The organism is Acinetobacter sp. ANC 4862 (assembly GCF_004336635.1).
Lineage (GTDB): Bacteria > Pseudomonadota > Gammaproteobacteria > Pseudomonadales > Moraxellaceae > Acinetobacter.
The window spans coordinates 1-19,952 of the sequence record NZ_SJXH01000002.1 but is presented as its reverse complement, the minus strand read 5'-3'; the positions used below and the strand labels follow the sequence as shown (position 1 = coordinate 19,952).

The window sequence follows — 19,952 nt, the reverse complement described above, 5'->3', positions numbered from 1 at the left end:
TTTTTTATTACTTTTCGATGCTGATTAGATAATTAAAAAGCGAGAGATCGCAATCCGCAATTGCTTTAAATATCCAGTAAAGAAATGGTTGGCACCCGGTAATATTGTCAATAAATGACGCTGTGGTTTAGCCCATTCGATTAAGTCGGATAATAAAGTGACTTCATCGGCTTCACCATGGATAAACAGAATATCACCTTTAATGGCAGGGGTAACATAATGGCGTAGGCCTGCCACAGTCGCTGTGGGTAAACCACATAAAATCAATTGCTTCGGTTTGATTTCATCAGGCAGTGCATGATAACTTTTCGCCATCACATGTGCGCCAAAACTAAAGCCACCCGCATAAAAAGGCAGGCTGATATGTTTACTGCGAATTTGTTTAATGGCGTCTAGAATATCATCCGTTTCACCATGGCCTTCGTCATGGAGGCCATCACTTTGACCTGAACCGCGAAAACTCGGACGATAGACAATGCAACCGCGCTCAAGAAACATTTGAGCCAAAAGCGTGGGTACCTTATGCTGCGGATTACCGCCTTGCAAGGGGTGGGGGTGACATACAATCGCGAATCCTTTCACTTCACCCTGTGGATAATCAACAAAAATTTCAAGTTGACCGGCAGGGCCTTGAATGAAAATTTGCTCGGACATATAGCAACCGATGGATAACAGGAGAATGAGATATTTTACCGATAATGTTCAGCAAAAACACAAATTGGAAATAAAATAAGTCTACTGTTATAGTTTGTTTAATTATTTTTTGATCAGGTTATTCATGCTCGCCTTAATTTCTCCTGCCAAGACTTTAGATTATGAATCTGCATTACCAACCGATGCGCATACCTTACCAAGATTGCTGGAACATTCACAAGAACTTATAGACGTAAGTCGTAAACTGTCTGCTGCAGATATCGCCAATTTAATGAGCGTGAGTGAAAAAATTGCCAAATTGAATGTGGAACGTTTCAATGATTGGCAGTCTGAGTTTAATTTTTCCAATGCGCGTCAGGCTTTATTTGCTTTTAAAGGCGATGTTTATACCGGTTTAGATGCCTATGATCTGAATGATCAACATATCGAATTTGCACAAAATCACTTGCGCATGTTATCTGGGCTTTATGGTTTATTGCGTCCTTTAGATTTGATGATGCCGTATCGTTTAGAAATGGGCACAAAATTGCAAAATACACGTGGTCATAACTTATATCAATTCTGGGGCGATCACATTACCCGCTTGATTAATGAGGATTTGGAACAAGCCAATTCAGAATTATTGGTCAATATTGCGTCGGATGAATATTATAAGTCAGTGATTGAGCGCAAAGTTAAAGCTGAAATCATTAAGCCTGTGTTCTTGGATCAAAAAAATGGCAAATACAAAGTGATCAGCTTTTATGCCAAAAAAGCACGGGGTTTGATGGCACGCTATATTATCGAAAATAAGTTGAATAATGCAGAAGACTTAAAATCATTTAATACTGATGGTTATTATTTTGATGCTGAAAGTTCACTCAAAGGTGAATTGGTGTTTAAGCGTGATGAGCAACAAGCTGCTTAAGATTATTTTGGTAGGCAAAAAATCCCGAAACTAATCGGGATTTTTTTAAGGGTTAAAAGAATAATTGTGATAATAATAAAATGGTTAAAGTTAAATACAGGAAAATCATTTGATGAAATGTGATGTATATGACATTTTTTATGGTTATTTGTTATGATGATGAAAAGTTACCTAAATAATAAAATTTTGTTATGAAAAAATTATTAATTCTCATCATTATTTTTGCCGTGCTAGTACTCGGGTATTGGGTTTATCAGGATTCAGAAATAAAAAAAGAGAAAGAAGTGAAGCAGTTGATTGATGATGCACATCAGTCACTTAATATCACAGATAGCCATTCTAATAAATTTATTTCTAATAATGAGATTAAAGCCTTTCCCGTTCATTCTTCAAATCGCTTCATTGCTAAATCAAGTGAACTTTAGTCGTGAAGTGCTGATTCATAAATTTGAAACTATGTATATCTTATTGAATTTTATTGAATAATAAATTTTAGAAACAATAAAAAATCATTGTGCTATAATTTGCCACAACCATAATTGAATCATTATATTTGTTTTATAAATATATGATTTATTTAAACGAAGTAGAGCTGCATAACTTTTATGCAGCTTTTTTGTTTACAATTTTTGTCATTTGACTGTTTTGGCTCCAATGAGAAATTGTTCAATCTACTTGTTTTTAAATGGAAAAATTGGCATATCCATTGCTTTGACAGCTATAAAATTAATGATGATTCGATGTAGCGGATCATTAATTTTATAGCGTGCTGACGGCATAAAGTTTACTTACCGGGGTAAAGTCATGACGACTCCTAATCCATCTTCAGAGAATATGCTTGAACGCTTATTTAAGTTAAGCGAAAACAAAACCAGTTTTCGCACAGAAGTTCTTGCAGGTGTTACCACTTTCTTAACGATGTGTTACATCATTATTGTCAATCCAATGATTTTGTCCGAAACAGGCATGGATCATGGGGCTGTCTTTGTCGCAACCTGTCTGGCAGCCGCAATCGGTTGTTTGGTTATGGGGATTGTTGCGAATTATCCAATCGCACTTGCGCCGGGTATGGGCTTGAATGCTTACTTTACCTATTCGGTGTGTATGGGAATGGGTGTGCCTTGGCAAACTGCACTGGCTGCGGTGTTTGTATCAGGTTTGATCTTCATTGCGATCAGCATGTTTAAAATTCGTGAAGCCATTGTCAATGCGATTCCAATGTCATTAAAACTGGCGATTGGCGGTGGTATTGGTATGTTCCTTGCACTGGTTGCTTTAAAAAATGCCGGCATTATTGTCGATAATCCTGCAACCTTAGTGGGCTTGGGTGATTTAAAACAACCTTCAGTACTGCTGGCTTTGCTTGGTTTCTTAATGGTTGTAGTGATGCACCACTTTAAAGTGCGTGGCGCGATTATTATCAGTATTTTAGTCATTACTGCTATTGCGACAGCATTGGGTTATAACCAATTTCAAGGCGTGGTTGGTCAGATTCCATCTATTGCCCCAACATTCCTGCAAATGGACTTTCAAGGCTTGTTCACTGCTAGCTTGGTGGGCGTGATTTTTGTATTCTTCCTGGTCGATTTGTTCGACTCAACAGGCACATTGGTGGGTGTATCACATCGTGCAGGTTTATTGAAAGACGGTAAACTGCCGCGTTTGAAAAAAGCACTTTTTGCCGATTCGACTGCAATTGTTGCAGGTGCGGCTTTGGGTACATCTTCAACAACGCCTTATATTGAATCATCTGCGGGTGTTGCAGCAGGTGGTCGTACAGGTTTAACCGCTGTTGTTGTTGGCATCATGTTCTTGTTATGCCTGTTTTTAGCACCACTTGCGCAATCTGTACCAAGTTTTGCGACTGCACCAGCCTTGCTATTTGTGGGTGTGTTGATGATTCAGGGAATTGTACACATTGACTGGGAAGACATCACTGAAGCGGTTCCTGCCTTTTTAACCATCGTATTTATGCCTTTTGCTTATTCAATTGCAGATGGTATTGCGATGGGTTTCATTAGCTATGCGTTGATTAAGTTGTGTACAGGTAAGGCGAAAACTGTTCCATATATGGTATGGATTATTGCGGCACTGTGGGCATTGAAATTTGCTGCATTTGGTGGCTAATTCACCAAATTCACAGTAGGGTGTAAACTCAGTTTGCACCCTTTTTTATTTTTTGAAAAAAGTTTTATAAGGATAAGATATGAACCAACTTGAGCTTATTCAAGCGCTGCCAAAAGCAGAGTTACACGTACATATTGAAGGGACTTTTGAGCCTGAACTCATGTTCGCCATTGCTCAACGTAACCATATTGATATTCCGTATAAATCTGTAGATGAAGTGAAACAGGCCTACAACTTCCACAACCTGCAATCTTTCCTCGACATTTATTATGCAGGCGCGAATGTTTTAGTAGTCGAACAAGACTTTTATGATCTGGCTTGGGCATATTTTGAAAAATGCGCTGCAGATAAAGTCGTACATACTGAAATGTTCTTCGATCCACAAACGCATACCGATCGTGGCGTGGCATTCGCAATGGTGATTAATGGTTTGCAACGCGCCTGTGATGATGCAAAAGCCAAGTGGGGCATTACATCGCATTTAATCATGTGTTTCTTGCGTCATTTAAGTGAAGAAGCGGCTTTTGAAACTTTAGAACAGGCTTTGCCATTTAAAGATCAAATTATTGCTGTAGGTCTGGATTCAAGCGAAGTGGGACATCCACCATCTAAGTTTGAACGGGTATTTGCCAAAGCTCGTGAAGCAGGCTTTTTGGTGGTAGCACATGCCGGTGAAGAAGGTCCGGCAGAATATGTATGGGAAGCTTTGGATTTACTGAAGGTCAACCGTATCGACCACGGTGTACGTTCAGAAGAAGATCCTAAACTGATGCAACGTTTAATTGCGGAAAAAATGCCTTTAACGGTGTGTCCTTTAAGTAACTTAAAGCTCTGTGTGGTCGATGATATGGCACAACACAATATCCGTCGTTTATTGCAACAAGGCGTGCATGTGACTGTAAATTCGGATGATCCATCGTATTTTGGTGGATATATGAATGACAACTTTATTGCGATTGCTGAAGCTTTGGATTTATCTAATGATGAGCTTAAGCAATTGGCTAAAAATTCGTTTGAAGCATCATTTATCTCTGATGCTGAAAAACAAAAATGGTCACAACAGATTGATGCTTTGGTGTAATCCATTCCTTTGAAAAATGCTTTTGGATTGGGCAGATTGATACTTTGATCTGCTCAATCATCACTTGTTAAAAATTAGGTTTTATTTTGAAAAAGAGTCTGTGCTGGATAGCTGCTATTGCTTTGTTGGTTGGTTCTGTATCAGTTTTTGCGACCGATAAAAATTCTACTTTAACTCAGAAAATGTTGAAACCAGTGGTTGAACAAGGTTGTAAAAGTGAACTCAATGATTCAAAAATCTGGCAATCAGCGGCCTTATTTATGAGTTCAGAACGTCAAACTTCGGTGCAAAAACAAATCTGTGGCTGTGTGAGTGATAATGCCCTGAATGATGTGTCTGCAAAAGACCTGGCAATGGCATCGTTGAGTGAAGAGGCTAAAAATAGTCTGATTAAACAAGCCGTGTTAAATAGCGTTAAGGGTTGTGCTCAAGAAGCCCTGAAGTAAGTTTGAAATAAGAAAAAGCCGCATCCTAGCATAAACTGATGCGGCTTTTTTATTGGACATTATTTGGCTATTTTTCGTGTCGAGTCATACTGCGTAAAATATTATCTTTATCTATAAAATGATGTTTTAACGCAGCAGCGATATGTCCTATCACTAGAAAACCGGCAAACCACGACAAATAAATATGAATAGGCTTCACAATGGCTAACAGTTCAGGATTGTCTTGAACTAGATGCGGGATTTCAAATAAGTACAAAACAGGGGCAGGATGTCCAGCACTCCAGCTAAACAAACAGCCGGTAATCGGCAATGCAAGCAACATTAAATATAAAGCCAAATGCCCAAGATGTGCCAAGACTTTCATTGATGGCGACATCGTGTCTGGCAGTTGTGGAACGGGGTGGGTATAGCGCCAAAACAGACGAATCAAGATCAAAAATATAATCGTGGTTGCAATATTTTTATGTAAGGTGATGACTTGGCCTTTAAAGCTGCCATCAATATCATAACTTAAAAAATTTCCGCTATAAAAACCAATCAACCATGCGGCAATGAAAATAACCGCCATCAGCCAATGAAGCATTTGTGCTGTACGGGTATAGTATTGTGAAGTGCTTGTCATGTTAGACCAACATGTAATTTATAAGTCTCAGCATGCTAATCAAATAGCATATTCTAAAAAACCATGAATATGGAACGAAGCGTATAATCCTTGCAACGCTGAAAGCAGTATTGTTTTTGCACAGACAATACGCACCTGGAAAATTCATTTGAAATATCGATTTCTTCTAAGGAAAAGTTTCGGCAGAATATGCCCAACAGATTTTATAACAAAGGATTTAACTGTGAAAAAATTAATTGCTGTACTTGCCCCTTTAACTTTAGCGCTCACTGCATGTGTGTCAACTGGCACAACTACAGGCACACCGGGTGCAACAGGCACGCAATCAGCAACTCAGCAACTCGGTAACGCTGCAATTAAAATTGCAATTAACGCAAAATGTACAACCGAGTTGAATAATATTGCTGCATGGCAAACTGCGACTAAATTGATGACTGCAACGCAAAAACAAAATATTCAGTCTGAAATTTGTGGTTGTGTCAGTGAAAAAGCGCCACAAAGCGTAACAGCTGTAGATTTGGCAACAGCAGCGATTGATCCGGCAGCACGTACGACAATTGTTTCAAATGCAGTCACTAAAACAATTAACGCCTGTGTCGCTGAAGCAGTACAATAATTGTCAATGAAGTAATAAATAGGCTGACTTGTTCAGCCTCTTTTTTTTTGTAGGTAGATAGGTTATGAAAATCGCTGGTGCAGATGAAGCAGGGCGTGGTCCACTTGTGGGTTCAGTTGTTGCAGCTGCAGTTATTTTAGATCCCAATAATCCGATTGAGGGCTTGAATGATTCTAAAAAACTCACTGAAAAAAAACGTGAAAAGTTATTTATAGAAATACAGGAAAAAGCTCTGGCTTGGGCCATTGCTGAAGCGAGTCATGAAGAAATTGACGAGATCAATATTCTTCAAGCATCATTATTGGCTATGCGCCGCGCTGTAGAGGCTCTAAGCATACAACCTGAACATGTATTGGTGGATGGAAATAAAGTCCCACAGGGCTTAACGATGAGCTGTGATGCAGTTGTAGGTGGTGATGCCATACATGCAGAAATTTCAGCTGCCAGTATTTTGGCAAAAGTCACGCGTGACCATCAAATGGTAGAGCTTGATCAGCAATATCCGCACTTTGGCTTTGCCAAACACAAGGGTTATCCAACCAAAGCCCATTTTGAGGCGATTGCGCAACATGGTGTGATTGATCAGCATCGTCGCAGTTATGCACCGGTCAAAAAAGCCTTGGCTTTACTTGAACAAAACTAATGTCCAGATAAATTTAAAGCGGCTTATGTAAGCCGCTTTAGGAGAAAAACATTTAATCTTTTTAACGATTAAAGTCATTCTGGGTATTCTGTGGAAAATTATCTTCTTCAAAAGAAGGTTGATAATCTTGATCGAGATGTTGAAGATGTTCGTGCATAGCGCGTTCATGCTGAATACGTTGGTAAATTTCTTCACGATGAACAGATACTTCTTTTGGAGCATTTACACCAATACGAACTTGATTTCCTTTAACACCAAGCACAGTTACACTGACTTGGTCCCCGATCATTAATGTTTCTCCGACACGTCTAGTCAGAATCAGCATGTTTATCTCCTTGCAAAATGCTAAACCTGCAATTGATCTAAAATGTAAAAAACACAACCTTAAAATATCAAAGAAAATTTTAACAAAGCAATGTGACAAACCTCGTCCCATATAGTGTTTAGTTAAAATTTTCTTAAAAGCACATGGCTAATATAACAGAGCCACTATAGGAAAAACTATAGTGGTACCGTTTTTTTCTACTTTTTTAAAAACTGTCTAACAATGACAATTTGTGACACATTTTCCGATATTATGCACGTACGCTTGATTCACCAGATTCACGGTCTAAACCGAAAGCAGTGTGAAGAGTACGCACAGCAAGTTCTAAATAATTTTCTTCAATGATCACGGAAATTTTAATTTCTGAGGTAGAGATCATCAAAATATTGATGCCTTCTTCAGCGAGGGCAGTAAACATTTTGCTTGCCACACCAGCATGTGAACGCATACCTACACCCACAATCGACACTTTTACGATGTCATCACGGGTTGAAACTTCACGTGCACCAATTTTTTTCGCGGTATCTTCAAGAATGGTTTTGGCTTTGGCTAATTCACCACGGTTAACCGTAAAGGTGAAATCAGTTGTACCATCTTCTTCAACGTTCTGGATAATCATATCCACTTCAACGTTAGCATCGCCAATTGGGCATAAGATTTTAGCTGCAATACCTGGTTCATCAGGCACACCTAGAATCGTTAATTTTGCTTCGTCACGGTTAAATGCGATACCAGAGATAATTGGCTGTTCCATGTTGTCTTCCAATTCAGTCGTAATAAGTGTACCAACGTTTTGTTTAAAGTCTTCGTCAAATGCGCCATCATCGTCATTATCAAAACTTGATAATACACGTAAAGGCACTTGGTATTTACCAGCAAATTCAACTGAACGAATTTGAAGAACTTTAGAACCCAAAGATGCCATTTCCAGCATTTCTTCAAAAGAAATACGATCAACTTTTTTTGCTTTAGGTGCAACACGAGGGTCGGTGGTATAAACCCCATCCACGTCTGTGTAAATTTGGCATTCATCCGCTTTTAATGCGGCAGCAAGTGCAACACCAGAAGTGTCTGAACCGCCACGACCTAAAGTCGTGGTATTGCCTTGTTCATCAAAGCCTTGGAAGCCTGCAACTACAAGTACGCGGCCTGCATCCAGGTTTTCAGTTAATACGTCAGTATCAATAGATTCAATGCGGGCTTTGTTAAATGCGCTGTCGGTTTTGATGCCAACTTGGCGACCTGTTAGTGATTTTGCTTCAACTCCAATCGAGTTAAGTGCCATCGCTAACATAGAAATCGTAACCTGTTCACCGGTAGAAACCATTTGGTCAAGTTCACGCGGGTCAGGGGTTTCGGTAATGGCCTTCGCTAAAGCAAGCAGACGATTGGTTTCGCCACTCATTGCTGATACCACCACCACTACCTTGTGGCCGTGGTCATGCCAGCGCTTTACACGACGAGCAACATTTAAAATGCGCTCGGGAGTACCCATAGAGGTACCGCCATATTTTTGAACGATTAATGCCATAGTTGTTCCATAAAAGCCATGACCCTGATATAGCTATCAGGGTCCGTTACACAAAAAGTGAAGTCTTTATTTTGCTTCAAGCCAGGCAGTTAAATCTGCCATCACTGGTGCAAACTTCTCGTTAAGTGGCGCGCCACCTTGTGCCAAGTCAGGTTTACCACCACCTTTGCCACCGAGTTCGGTAGCCAAGTGTTTGATGATGTCACCTGCTTTAATGTTTGCAGTGAAATCTTTTGCTACAGATGCAAGCAGGCTAACTTTATCGCCCTCTACACCAGCAAGCACGATCACTGCATTGTCTAATTTAGATTTCACACCGTCATGCAGGTTTCGAAGTGATTTCGCATCCATGTTTTGAACGGTGGTAATCAATGTCGAACGACCAGCAATGGTTTGAACTTGGCTTAAAAGTTCAGCTGCCTGGAAGTTCGCAAGTTTTTGGTTCAATTGCTCAATTTGTTTTTGCAATTGATGAGCAGTTTCAACAACGGCTTCAACTTTTTCTACCGTTTGATGATTTTGTGCTTTTAACAGACCATTGATGTATTGAACATCACAATCGGTTTTTTGCACAATTTCCACTGCTTTAGTACCAGTTACCGCTTCAATACGACGTACACCTGCTGCAACACCACCTTCAGAAGTGATTTTGAACAGACCGATGTCACCAGTGCGTTTTACATGAATACCACCACAAAGTTCGATCGAGAAGTTTTTATCTTCAGTGATTGAACCCATAGAAAGTACACGTACTTCGTCACCATATTTTTCACCGAACAACATCATCGCACCTTTTTCTTTGGCAGATTCGATGTCTAGAAGTTCAGTAGATACAGCAGTGTTGGCAATCACTTCGCGGTTAACAATACGTTCAACTTCTTGAAGTTGTTCAAATGACACCGGTTGGTCATTGGCAAAGTCAAAACGCAGGATGTCGCTTGCAACCAGTGAACCTTTTTGTTGTACATGCGAACCCAAAACTTGACGTAGGGCAGCATGTAAAAGGTGAGTCGCAGAGTGGTTACGCGCAGTTGCAGCACGAATGTCGGCTTTAACAGTAGCTTCAACGCTTTGAGAAGCATTTAAGCTACCCATGGTCACGATACCTTGATGAACGAATGCGCCACCAGATTTTTTGGTATCTTGAACTTCGAAAATACCGGTCTCGTTTCTGAAGATCCCTGTATCACCGATTTGACCACCGCTTTCTGCGTAGAAAGGCGTCTGGTTGAGTACGATTAAAGCTTCATCGCCTTCAACCACTTCTTCAACTTGTTCGCCATCTTTATAGATTGCAACAATTTGACCATCACCTTGAGTTGCATCATAGCCTTCGAATTGAGTTTCGCTGTCGACGTTTACAATCGAGTTGTAATCAATTGCGAATTTACCTGCATCACGTGCACGTTGACGCTGTGCAGCCATTTCAACTTCAAAGCCAGCTTCATCAATGCTTAAATCACGTTCACGCGCGATGTCAGCGGTTAAGTCCGTCGGGAAGCCGTAAGTGTCATACAGTTTAAATACGGTTTCACCCGGAATCACGTTACCTTTTAAGTGAGCCAATTCACCTTCAAGCAATTTCAAACCTTGCTCTAGAGTTTTCGCAAATTGCTCTTCTTCTTTCAGTAATTGTGCTTCGATGCGTGCTTGTTGCGCTGCAAGTTCAGGATAAGCTTCGCCCATCACTTCGATGAGTGGTTGCAACATTTTGTGGAAGAATGAACCGGTCGCACCCAATTTGTTACCGTGACGAACCGCACGACGAATGATACGACGAAGTACATAACCACGACCTTCGTTTGAAGGGTTTACACCGTCAGCAATCAGGAAACAGCATGAGCGTGCATGGTCAGCCACAACTTTTAAAGATGCAGGGTATTCAACTGGTTTGTTATTTGCAGCAGCTTCAGTTTCAATGGCAGTGGTATCCATGCCAATAATTTCTGCAGCTGATTTGAGTAGGTGTTGGAATAAGTCGATTTCGTAGTTTGAGTTTACGTGTTGTAAAACTGCAGAAATACGTTCCAAGCCCATACCTGTATCTACAGAAGGCGCTGGAAGAGGGTGCAATACGCCATCCGCAGTACGGTTGAACTGCATGAATACGTTGTTCCAGATTTCAATGAAACGGTCGCCATCTTCTTCAGGTGTGCCCGGCAGGCCACCCCAGATATGATCGCCATGGTCAAAGAAAATTTCAGAACATGGACCGCAAGGACCGGTGTCGCCCATTGCCCAGAAGTTGTCAGATGCGTATTGACCGCCCTTGTTATCGCCAATGCGGATAATACGGCTTGCATCTAGACCAATTTCCTTGTTCCAGATATCAAATGCTTCATTATCAGTATGGTAAACAGTGGCGTAGAGTTTATCTTTAGGTAGCGCTAACCATTCATTGCTCGTTAAGAATTCCCAAGCAAATTTGATCGCATCACGTTTAAAGTAATCACCAAATGAAAAGTTACCTAACATTTCAAAGAATGTATGGTGACGTGCGGTATAACCGACATTGTCCAGGTCGTTGTGTTTACCACCGGCACGTACACATTTTTGTGAAGATGTTGCGCGAACATAATCACGTTTTTCCAAACCCAGGAAGCAGTCTTTAAACTGGTTCATCCCGGCATTGGTAAACAATAAAGTCGGGTCATTGGCGGGTACAAGTGAACTCGACGCGACACGTGTATGCCCTTGCGATTCAAAGTAACGCAAAAATGCTTCACGAATTTCAGCTGATGTCATAAAACGAGTACTCACAACCAAGTCACTCCATATTTCGTATTGGCGAGTAGTATACCGAGCATTTTCATGCAAAATGAACTGCCTCAGTACACTGGGCTTAAAATTTTAAAACGCCAAATTATAACGGAAAAACCCTCATGCACCAATCACTTTAAGGCGAATTAATGACAATTCTGTGTAATCACTATATCGGCATATTGAGAGAAATCTCTACCTTAATTTAAAGCTTGGTCTTATTTTTAAAATTTCATGAAGGATGGAGTGAATATTTTTATATCGCAAGAATTAGCGATGATCAGGTTTGAAATAAATGGGACAAGTGGGATAGGGAATGATTCACACAACCATATTTCATAAATTGATGTACAGAAATGGTATTGGTATTTGATTAAAATCCATTAACATAGGCACGTGTTTACATCTACCCAAGAGTTAAGGATATCTGATGCAACGAGTAGCCATTAATGGTTTCGGGCGAATTGGTCGCAATGTATTACGTGCTTGGTTTGAAAATCCCAAAGATTTTCATTTTGACATTGTGGCGATTAATGATGTTGCAGAGGTAGAGACTTTAGTTCATTTATTTAAATACGATACTACTCATGGACGCTTTAAAGGCAAAGTCGAAGTGCTGCTGGAAAATGAACAGATTTTTTTGCATATTTCAGCCGGTTTGGCGCAATTAAAAGTACAGGTATTCTGTCAGCAACAGCCTGAACTCTTACCTTGGAATAATTTAAATATTGATGTGGTACTTGAATGTACCGGCTTGTTCCGTTCACGTGAAGCAGCAACCAAACATATTACCGCAGGAGCGAAACGCGTCATTATTGGCGCTGCACCTTTTGACAGTGTGGATGCTGCCATTGTTTATGGTGTAAACCATTATGAAGTTAAAGACACCGATCAAATTATTTCCAGTGTATCTTGTACTACGCAAGCCTTGGTTCCTTTAGTTAAAATCATTGATGATGCTTTTGGAATTGATACCGCTTTGATGGCTGAAATTCATGCGGTAACGGCTGATCAGTCGGTACTGGATCATGCGCATCGTGACTTGCGTCGTGCGCGTGCTTCAGGGCAAAATATTATTCCCACCACATCTTCAGCCTTGGCTGCATTAAAACGTGTGATGCCTAAAATGGAAGACCGGATTGATGGTTATTCCATTCGTGTACCCACCATTAATGTTGCTGCCATTGATTTAACTTTTGTGGCTCAATCGCATGTCACAGCGCATAAAATTAATGAAGTCTTGGTCAAGTCGGCACGGCATGATTATGCTGAAATTATGGATGTGACCGATGAGCCTTTGGTATCATCTGATTTTAATCACTCGCCTTATTCTTTGATTGTGGATTTAAGCCAAACCATGGTGGTTGGACATCAGGCCAAAGTATTTGCCTGGTATGACAATGAATGGGGTTATGCCAACCGCTTGCTGGATTTGTGTGAGTCATTTACATCATAAAATTCAGATAGCTAAAAAATATTAGAGGGTAATCCTCGTTGTTCTGAATATTTTGATACTATGAGATGCTTTAAACAAAGTGTCTCATTGATCCATTATTTTGGGATGAGGATGTTCGAATCGTAAATAACGAGGTTAATAACGATGAGGCTTCGAAATTAGAACAAAACTTAATAAATTGAGAGCATCAAACACTGATAAAATGCTGTTTTAGTCGAACTAAATAGATCAATAAATATAAACTTTAGCTTGATAAAAATTGGTCTGTAAAAAAATGAAATGGTTTTTCAATGTGTCTGTGAAAAGGTTGAGCTTTTTTTAGTAATTTTTAAATAAATTACTTAAATCAAGCTTTTAAAAAAATTCACTTCATTAATCCACCATGATGTTGAATAATAACTAAATAAAATAAGAGCATCAGTCCTATGTTGATATTTATATGGAGTTTTATTCTGCTATTAGCCATAGCAGTGATTTTTTTGATTTGGGCACAGTTTTCAAATCAAAATGAGGCGGTCAGTGACATTCAGATGAAGCAACAATTAGAAGAAAAAGTGATTCATTTGGAAGAGAACTTGAAGAAAACCTTGGAAATTATGCAGGACTTGGCCAAAAAAATGCATATTCAGCAACAAGTACTGGATAAAACCACCAATAAACTCAGTCAAGTCGAGTTGCAAAATGCTGAATTGGTCGGATTATTAGCAAAGGCAGTCAACTCCTCGGACAGACCATCCATATAACTTCATCTTTGTTAGGATCTAAAGAATCACCAACCTTAAAACAGCAGCAGATGTCATGCTAATCAAAACTGTGGGCAGTAATGAAAAACGTGAAGCTGCTATGAGGGTAATCACAATTGCAAGCAGGTCAGCAGGGTTGTCCTTGACAAAATAAGGTGCAATCACAGAAATAAGCACACAACCGGGAACAACCTCTAAAATGCGTTTTTGGCGATTTGTTAAAGTCTTATTTTTCAGTAATACATAACCTAAAACACGCGTGAGGTAGGTTGTCGCTGCAATAAACACAATAGCAAGAAGCGTTGCGGAGTGAATCATTGTTCATCTCCCATTAAAAAGAACGCAGATGCGATTCCCGAGATTGCACCAATGGGTACATACCAGCCTTGCGGTAAATATAAATAAGCTAAAGCAGCGGCAATTAAACTGACCAACCATGGGTGAGCTGCGCGAACGCCTTTCCACATACCACGCAAGAGCACCAAAAATACTGCAGGGAATGCCATATCAAAACCGAGGCGATTAATGTCACCTAGAACTGGACCAATGATTGCGCCTAAGCTGGTAAAACCGACCCACATGATATACAAGGCAAAGCATAAGCCTGCATAAAAGGGCATACAGAATGCCTGTTGGTAACCCCAGCTAGATTGTCTCTTTTGCGCATCAGCTAAACTGACTTCCCAACTTTCATCGACCATAAAAAACAGCGCAGGAAAAACTTTTTTATTGGGTAAATGGCGTAAATAAGGCACCAAACTTGCGCCCATCAATAAGTGTCTGCTGTTGACCAAAAAAGTAATAAATATCAGCATTAAGATATTAGGTGGGTTGATCCAGACTTCCAGAATGGCAAACTCAGAACCGCCTGCGAAGTTCAGTCCTGTTAATAAGGGAACTTCAAAAAATGAAAAACCTTTCTGGGTGGCTTGAGCCCCTAGCACCAGTGCAAATGGAATAATACCCAGCAGTAGGGGAATAGACGTTTTAACACCGCGCTTAAATTCAACATACTTCTTTGTATAGGTTGAATCGTGAACGGTGTTTTTTAACGTCAACATGCGGTTTTACCTGAGCAGAGAAGGTTTGTTTTTCAAGAATGGTATTTTATAAGGGTTAGAGTGGAATTTTTCGCTTAAATTAGCTTGATTTAGGTTTAATTGAGCATTAAAAATTAACAATGATGATTAATTTGAAATTAAATTCTTGGGTGGCGTGAAATGGATCAAGTTGATAAACGTATCTTGAAAGCCTTACAGCAAAATGGAAAGTTGCAAAATAATGAATTGGCGCAAGTGATTGGATTGTCTCCCTCACCATGTTTACGTCGCGTAAAACAGTTAGAAGATGATGGCATTATTGAAAAATATGTAGCGTTGGTGGATTCTACTAAAGTTAATTTGGGTTTAACAGTTTTTGCCCGCATCTGGTTAAAAAGTCAGGATGCCGAAACAGTCGACCAGTTTGTAGATGCGATTCAGGATATGCCTGAAGTTGTAGAATGTCAGTTGATGGCAGGGGATTGTGACTTCTTTTTACGGATTGTGGTGGCTGATCTGGATGCGTACCGTAAGTTTTAGATTCATCATTTAAACAAAATTTCAGGGCTGCAAAATGTAAAAACTGAAATTCCATTGCAGAAGATTAAGCAGACTACAGAATTGCCATTAACCTAATAATGGACTGATTTAGTATCATATTTAAACTGTATGAGTGCTTTAATCGAATCGGGCGATTTTTGTCTGATTAAACAATAAGTATTCCGCTGGTTTTTGTGAAAAAGTCAGGTGCACAGCCAAAACTATCGTGCTAGACTAGGAGAAATCGGGTGTGCTCCCGATTTTTTTATGCGGATAACTTCCGCTCTGACAGAATTTAGGTTTACAACATGCCCATTTCAGAGACATGGTTATTACCTGATGGTGTAGCTGATGTATTACCAGAACAGGCGCAAGTGATTGAAACTTTGCGTCGTGACGCACTAGATTTCCTCGCATCTCGAGGTTATCAATTGGTGTACACGCCATTTATCGAATACATCGAATCTCTATCTTCTCTTTCAGAATCGAATCAAGATTTAGACTTAGCCACTTTTAAAGTCATCGACCAGTTATCCGGTCGTTTACTTGGTGTGCGTGCCGATATGACACCACAAGTGGCTCGTATTGATGCGCATGTACATCCAGTAGATGGTGTGGCTCGTTACTGCTATGCAGGAACGGTTTTACATACGAAACCACAAGGGTTTAATACCACACGTGCACCACTGCAACTCGGTGCAGAGCTATTTGGTTCGGACAGTATTGATGCTGATGTCGAAATGGTTGATGTCATGCTCGGCTTGATTGAAAAAGCAGGCTTGGCAGAAGGGATCCATCTAGATTTAGGGCATGTCGGTTTGTTCCGTAGTTTAGTGAAACATGCGGGTTTGACCAAGGCTGTGGAAAGTCATCTTTCTGACCTTTATCAACGTAAAGCATTACCTGAACTTGCTGAATTTACCCAAGAATTAAAATTTGGTGCAGATTTTTATACACTAGGTCGCTATTCAAGTGATCTGGATGCATTACAAGCCAATTTAAGTGCTGAAATTTTCGCGGATGCAGCGTTCAAGCAAGCCTTTGACGCCTTGAAAACCACGCAAATCGAAATTCAGTCACGTTGGCCAAATCTGCATATTGGTATAGATGTTGTAGAATTACGTTCATACCATTATCACACTGGTTTAATGTATGCAGTGTATGCACCAAACCGTGCAGCTCCACTGGCTCAAGGTGGTCGCTATGACGGCATTGGCGAACATTTTGGTCGTGCGCGTCCTGCAACAGGTTTCTCGTGCGACTTATATGCGTTAAGCACAGGTCAATTTAAAGATTTAAATGTAGTTGTTGCACCCAAAGGTACGGCTGCAGATTTGCTTAAAGCAATTTCAAATGCACGTACACAAGGCTTTGGTGTAATCCAATTACTTGGAAATGACAGTTTAAACTCGGTACCGCATGCAACGCACCAATTGGTGAATGTGGCAGGTGAGTGGAAAGTCGAAAAGATTTAATGACGTGAATTGGTTTCAAGTCACCAATTCAAGTTTTCAATTTTAACAGCATGATGCAATGAGGCTATTATGGGCAAGAATGTTGTGGTACTTGGTACCCAATGGGGCGACGAAGGTAAAGGTAAAATCGTTGACCTGCTCACAGATCAAGCGGCTGCGGTAGTTCGTTACCAAGGCGGACATAACGCTGGTCATACACTCGTGGTTGGTGGTAAGAAAACTGTATTACACCTCATTCCATCTGGTATTTTACGTGAAAACGTATTGTGCTTAATTGGTAACGGTGTTGTTCTTTCTCCTGAAGCACTCATCAAAGAGATGGATATTCTTGAAAAAGAAGGTGTTCCGGTTAAAGAACGTCTACGCATCTCTCCAAACTGTCCGTTAATTTTGCCGAACCACATTGCACTTGACCAAGCGCGTGAGAAGAAACGTGGTAATGCGAAAATCGGTACCACGGGTCGTGGTATTGGTCCAGCGTATGAAGACAAAGTTGCACGCCGTGCAATCCGTGTTGCTGACCTGGTTCGTGGTGGTGAACATCTTAAAGCTCAACTTGTTGAACTTCTGGATTACCATAACTTCCAATTAACTCAATACTACGGTGTTGAAGCGGTTAAGTTGGAAGATGTGCTTGCACTTTGCGACCAATGGCGTGAAGTCGTTGCTCCACTGGTTGTGGACGTTACTACGGAATTGCACAATTACCGTAAAAACGGTGACAACATCATGTTTGAAGGCGCACAAGGTTCACTTCTTGACGTAGACCACGGTACATATCCGTATGTAACCTCTTCAAACACTACGGCTGGTGGCGTAAGCTCGGGTTCAGGTCTGGGTCCTTTGCACCTTGACTATGTATTGGGTATTACTAAAGCGTACACGACTCGTGTAGGTGCTGGTCCATTCCCAACTGAACTTGTTTACGATGCTGCCAATGATGTTGGTGATGCGATTGGTAAACACCTCGGAACTGTAGGTTCTGAATTTGGTGCTTCAACTGGTCGTCAACGTCGTTGCGGTTGGTTTGATGCTGAAATTCTTCGTCGTTCAGTAGATGTAAACTCACTTTCAGGTATTTGCTTAACTAAACTTGATGTTCTTGACGGTTTGGAAGAGGTGAAAATCTGTGTAGGTTATGAAGCTGCAGATTCAGGTTGTGTCGGTTCTTCTGATGCGCTTGCATTTGAATCTTTAAAACCAATCTACGAAACTATGCCAGGTTGGTCTGAGTCTACTTTCGGTGCTAAAACATTAGAACAATTACCACAAGCTGCGCTTAACTATGTTAAACGTCTTGAGCAATTGATCGAATGCCCAATCGATATTATTTCGACTGGTCCAGACCGTGAAGAAACCATTGTTTTACGTCATCCGTTTGATGCTTAATTTAAGCTGATATAATGATGATCAAAAGGCCTCGCGATTTGCGGGGCTTTTTTTATGTTCTTATTTTGATAATGCACTAAGAGAATATATTGGGAGAAAATTTTGCCCAGACTAAAGTTGCATCAGAGAATACTGTTTAAATAACTGGCACTTGTTAGAATACCCAACATAAGATAAATGAAAGGTTGTGCGGGATGCATAAGAATATTTCAGGAACGATTTTTTATTCCTTATTATTTGCCATGGGTGGTGCGCCCACCATTGCGATGCTGATTATTCAGGCTCAAACGCAAGATCCAAATATTATCTATACGGCATTTATTGGTTTAAGTGTGATTATTGCCTGTATTCTAGTTCCATTAATTCTCATTCAAAATGCTATTTTATTTTTTAAAAGAAAAAATGAGCAGCTTGAACAGAAAATTAAACCCCTTTGCCAGGTGTATTTGGTTTTGAATGCTTTATGTCTTATTTATTGGCTTATTTTTCAGTTTGTTAAATAGACACAGTTACATAAATAATATGAATATGGAGGGAATAATAATTTAAAGCTTATTCATGATTCCCTATAATCTGTCTAAAACTGATATCTGTTTTCAAGGTGGAGATTATTATAATGAAGAGCAAACTCGTTTTAAGTTTGTGTGCGGCTAGTGTAATCACTGTCTCAGGCTGTACGACTGTAGCAGAAATGGCAGGGGCAGATTCATCGACATTAAATGTAACAGCAGCACAAGGCTTTAATAAAACCGTTCAGGAAGCGAGTGCAAATAAAACTTTAGATACATCTTCAACGACTTATAAACGCATTAATTCTGTATTTATGCGTTTAAAACCTTATGGCGATCAAATCAATCAGACAGGCCAAAAATTTGACTGGAAACTGGCTGTTCTAAAATCAGATCAGATTAATGCGTATGTGGCACCGGGTGGTAAAGTGGTGTTCTATACCGGTATCGTGAATAAATTGAACCTGACTGATGCAGAAATCGCGGCAGTCATGGGTCACGAAATGGTGCATGCTTTAGAGGAACACTCTAAAAATAAAATTGGTCAACAAGCATTAACTGACTTGGCTTTAAACATTGGTCTAAGCGCTGCTGGAAGTAATGTGGGCCAGTTGGGTACTGCTGCGGCGCAGTTGGGTGCTCAAGTCGGCGTAGGTTTGCCTTTTTCACGTAGTCTGGAAAGTCGTGCTGACCAAGGTGGTTTAATGCTCATGGCACGTGCGGGTTATAACCCACAAGCAGCCATTACCCTTTGGGAAAAAATGAATAAACTGGAAGGTGCAGGTGGTGCATCATTCTTGTCTACTCACCCTTCAAATGGCCAGCGTATTGAAGCAATGCGTAAAAACTTGCCCGCAGCTCAAGCGATTTATAACAGACGCTAATGGGTAGTTAGATTAATAAAAAAGGATGCGGTAGGCACACTGCTGTCCCACAATTTTTCATAAAAGGAGGCTCAATTGAGCTTCCTTTTGTTTTATCGGTATTTTATCGGGCATGAATAAAGCTTTTAAGGTTTTTCTCTCAAACAGATTTACTTGGATCATTCTTAGTAACCGTTGAACCGTCCAGCCTTCTTGTCCTAAATG

20 protein-coding genes and 2 pseudogenes are annotated in these 19,952 nt (G+C 40.3%); 14 read left to right on the top strand and 8 right to left on the bottom strand.

The window, feature by feature from the left end; genetic code table 11:
* Positions 1 to 24: 24 nt before the first annotated feature.
* Positions 25 to 654 carry an alpha/beta hydrolase gene (locus tag E0409_RS01030; protein ID WP_131286718.1) on the bottom strand — a complete coding sequence of 210 codons (630 nt, stop codon included), beginning with the start codon at positions 652 to 654 and terminating at the stop codon, positions 25 to 27.
* 124 nt (positions 655 to 778) lie between these two features.
* Here E0409_RS01030 and yaaA point away from each other — a divergent pair, with 124 nt between their 5' ends.
* The 5 genes from yaaA (at position 779) to E0409_RS01005 (ending at position 5,215) form a co-directional block, all read left to right on the top strand.
* Entirely contained in the window at positions 779 to 1,561 is a 783-nt protein-coding gene (yaaA, locus tag E0409_RS01025) for a peroxide stress protein YaaA (RefSeq protein ID WP_131286716.1), read from the top strand.
* Between the two features lie 191 nt (positions 1,562 to 1,752).
* The gene (locus E0409_RS01020) at positions 1,753 to 1,986 is read left to right on the top strand and encodes a hypothetical protein (protein ID WP_131286714.1); all 234 of its coding nucleotides are present in this window, start codon (positions 1,753 to 1,755) and stop codon (positions 1,984 to 1,986) included.
* Positions 1,987 to 2,365: 379 nt separating this feature from the next.
* A complete protein-coding gene (locus tag E0409_RS01015) occupies positions 2,366 to 3,688 on the top strand; it encodes an NCS2 family permease (protein WP_131286712.1) in 1,323 nt (440 codons plus the stop codon).
* 79 nt (positions 3,689 to 3,767) lie between these two features.
* Complete coding sequence (locus E0409_RS01010; protein ID WP_131286710.1) at positions 3,768 to 4,769, top strand: adenosine deaminase; 1,002 nt, start codon at positions 3,768 to 3,770, stop codon at positions 4,767 to 4,769.
* 86 nt (positions 4,770 to 4,855) lie between these two features.
* Positions 4,856 to 5,215, top strand: coding sequence for a hypothetical protein (locus tag E0409_RS01005; protein WP_252151756.1), 360 nt, complete (start codon positions 4,856 to 4,858; stop codon positions 5,213 to 5,215).
* Positions 5,216 to 5,282: 67 nt separating this feature from the next.
* Here the strand turns inward: E0409_RS01005 and E0409_RS01000 are convergent, their stop codons facing one another.
* Positions 5,283 to 5,837 carry a cytochrome b gene (locus tag E0409_RS01000; RefSeq protein WP_131286706.1) on the bottom strand — a complete coding sequence of 185 codons (555 nt, stop codon included), beginning with the start codon at positions 5,835 to 5,837 and terminating at the stop codon, positions 5,283 to 5,285.
* A gap of 223 nt (positions 5,838 to 6,060) precedes the next feature.
* On the opposite strand from E0409_RS01000, the gene E0409_RS00995 reads away from it, so the two are divergent.
* Positions 6,061 to 6,453 (top strand): hypothetical protein, encoded by a 393-nt coding sequence (locus E0409_RS00995; protein WP_131286704.1) that lies wholly within the window; start codon positions 6,061 to 6,063, stop codon positions 6,451 to 6,453.
* A 64-nt stretch (positions 6,454 to 6,517) separates the two neighbouring features.
* Positions 6,518 to 7,096 (top strand): ribonuclease HII, encoded by a 579-nt coding sequence (gene rnhB / locus E0409_RS00990; RefSeq protein ID WP_131286702.1) that lies wholly within the window; start codon positions 6,518 to 6,520, stop codon positions 7,094 to 7,096.
* Positions 7,097 to 7,157: 61 nt separating this feature from the next.
* Here rnhB and csrA read toward each other — a convergent pair whose 3' ends face one another.
* The 3 genes from csrA to alaS all read right to left on the bottom strand — a co-directional run bounded on the left by csrA (position 7,158) and on the right by alaS (position 11,712).
* The gene (gene csrA, locus E0409_RS00985; protein WP_067723263.1) at positions 7,158 to 7,421 is read right to left on the bottom strand and encodes a carbon storage regulator CsrA; all 264 of its coding nucleotides are present in this window, start codon (positions 7,419 to 7,421) and stop codon (positions 7,158 to 7,160) included.
* 250 nt (positions 7,422 to 7,671) lie between these two features.
* Positions 7,672 to 8,952, bottom strand: a complete 1,281-nt coding sequence (locus E0409_RS00980) for an aspartate kinase (RefSeq protein ID WP_131286699.1) — start codon at positions 8,950 to 8,952, stop codon at positions 7,672 to 7,674.
* A 66-nt stretch (positions 8,953 to 9,018) separates the two neighbouring features.
* Complete coding sequence (alaS, locus tag E0409_RS00975; RefSeq protein ID WP_171458769.1) at positions 9,019 to 11,712, bottom strand: alanine--tRNA ligase; 2,694 nt, start codon at positions 11,710 to 11,712, stop codon at positions 9,019 to 9,021.
* Positions 11,713 to 12,142: 430 nt separating this feature from the next.
* On the opposite strand from alaS, the gene E0409_RS00970 reads away from it, so the two are divergent.
* Complete coding sequence (locus tag E0409_RS00970; RefSeq protein ID WP_131286698.1) at positions 12,143 to 13,168, top strand: type I glyceraldehyde-3-phosphate dehydrogenase; 1,026 nt, start codon at positions 12,143 to 12,145, stop codon at positions 13,166 to 13,168.
* Between the two features lie 428 nt (positions 13,169 to 13,596).
* Positions 13,597 to 13,911, top strand: coding sequence for a hypothetical protein (locus tag E0409_RS00965; RefSeq protein WP_131286999.1), 315 nt, complete (start codon positions 13,597 to 13,599; stop codon positions 13,909 to 13,911).
* Between the two features lie 18 nt (positions 13,912 to 13,929).
* On the opposite strand, the gene E0409_RS00960 is transcribed toward E0409_RS00965, so the two are convergent.
* Both E0409_RS00960 and E0409_RS00955 read right to left on the bottom strand, forming a co-directional pair.
* Positions 13,930 to 14,229, bottom strand: coding sequence for an AzlD family protein (locus tag E0409_RS00960; RefSeq protein ID WP_131286696.1), 300 nt, complete (start codon positions 14,227 to 14,229; stop codon positions 13,930 to 13,932).
* Entirely contained in the window at positions 14,226 to 14,972 is a 747-nt protein-coding gene (locus tag E0409_RS00955; RefSeq protein WP_131286694.1) for an AzlC family ABC transporter permease, read from the bottom strand. Before E0409_RS00955 ends, E0409_RS00960 begins: the two co-directional genes overlap by 4 nt.
* 159 nt (positions 14,973 to 15,131) lie before the next feature.
* Here E0409_RS00955 and E0409_RS00950 point away from each other — a divergent pair.
* From E0409_RS00950 to E0409_RS00930, 5 genes and pseudogenes are all read left to right on the top strand, one after another.
* Positions 15,132 to 15,587 (top strand): annotated as a pseudogene (locus tag E0409_RS00950) (Lrp/AsnC family transcriptional regulator).
* Positions 15,588 to 15,799: 212 nt separating this feature from the next.
* Positions 15,800 to 16,966 carry an ATP phosphoribosyltransferase regulatory subunit gene (locus E0409_RS00945; RefSeq protein ID WP_131286692.1) on the top strand — a complete coding sequence of 389 codons (1,167 nt, stop codon included), beginning with the start codon at positions 15,800 to 15,802 and terminating at the stop codon, positions 16,964 to 16,966.
* 69 nt (positions 16,967 to 17,035) lie between these two features.
* Positions 17,036 to 18,355, top strand: coding sequence for an adenylosuccinate synthase (locus E0409_RS00940; RefSeq protein ID WP_131286690.1), 1,320 nt, complete (start codon positions 17,036 to 17,038; stop codon positions 18,353 to 18,355).
* Between the two features lie 194 nt (positions 18,356 to 18,549).
* Positions 18,550 to 18,858, top strand: a complete 309-nt coding sequence (locus tag E0409_RS00935; protein WP_131286688.1) for a hypothetical protein — start codon at positions 18,550 to 18,552, stop codon at positions 18,856 to 18,858.
* 113 nt (positions 18,859 to 18,971) lie between these two features.
* The gene (locus tag E0409_RS00930) at positions 18,972 to 19,748 is read left to right on the top strand and encodes a M48 family metallopeptidase (protein ID WP_131286686.1); all 777 of its coding nucleotides are present in this window, start codon (positions 18,972 to 18,974) and stop codon (positions 19,746 to 19,748) included.
* 57 nt (positions 19,749 to 19,805) lie between these two features.
* Here E0409_RS00930 and E0409_RS00925 read toward each other — a convergent pair.
* Positions 19,806 to 19,952: pseudogene (locus E0409_RS00925) on the bottom strand (IS4 family transposase); the annotation flags it as partial.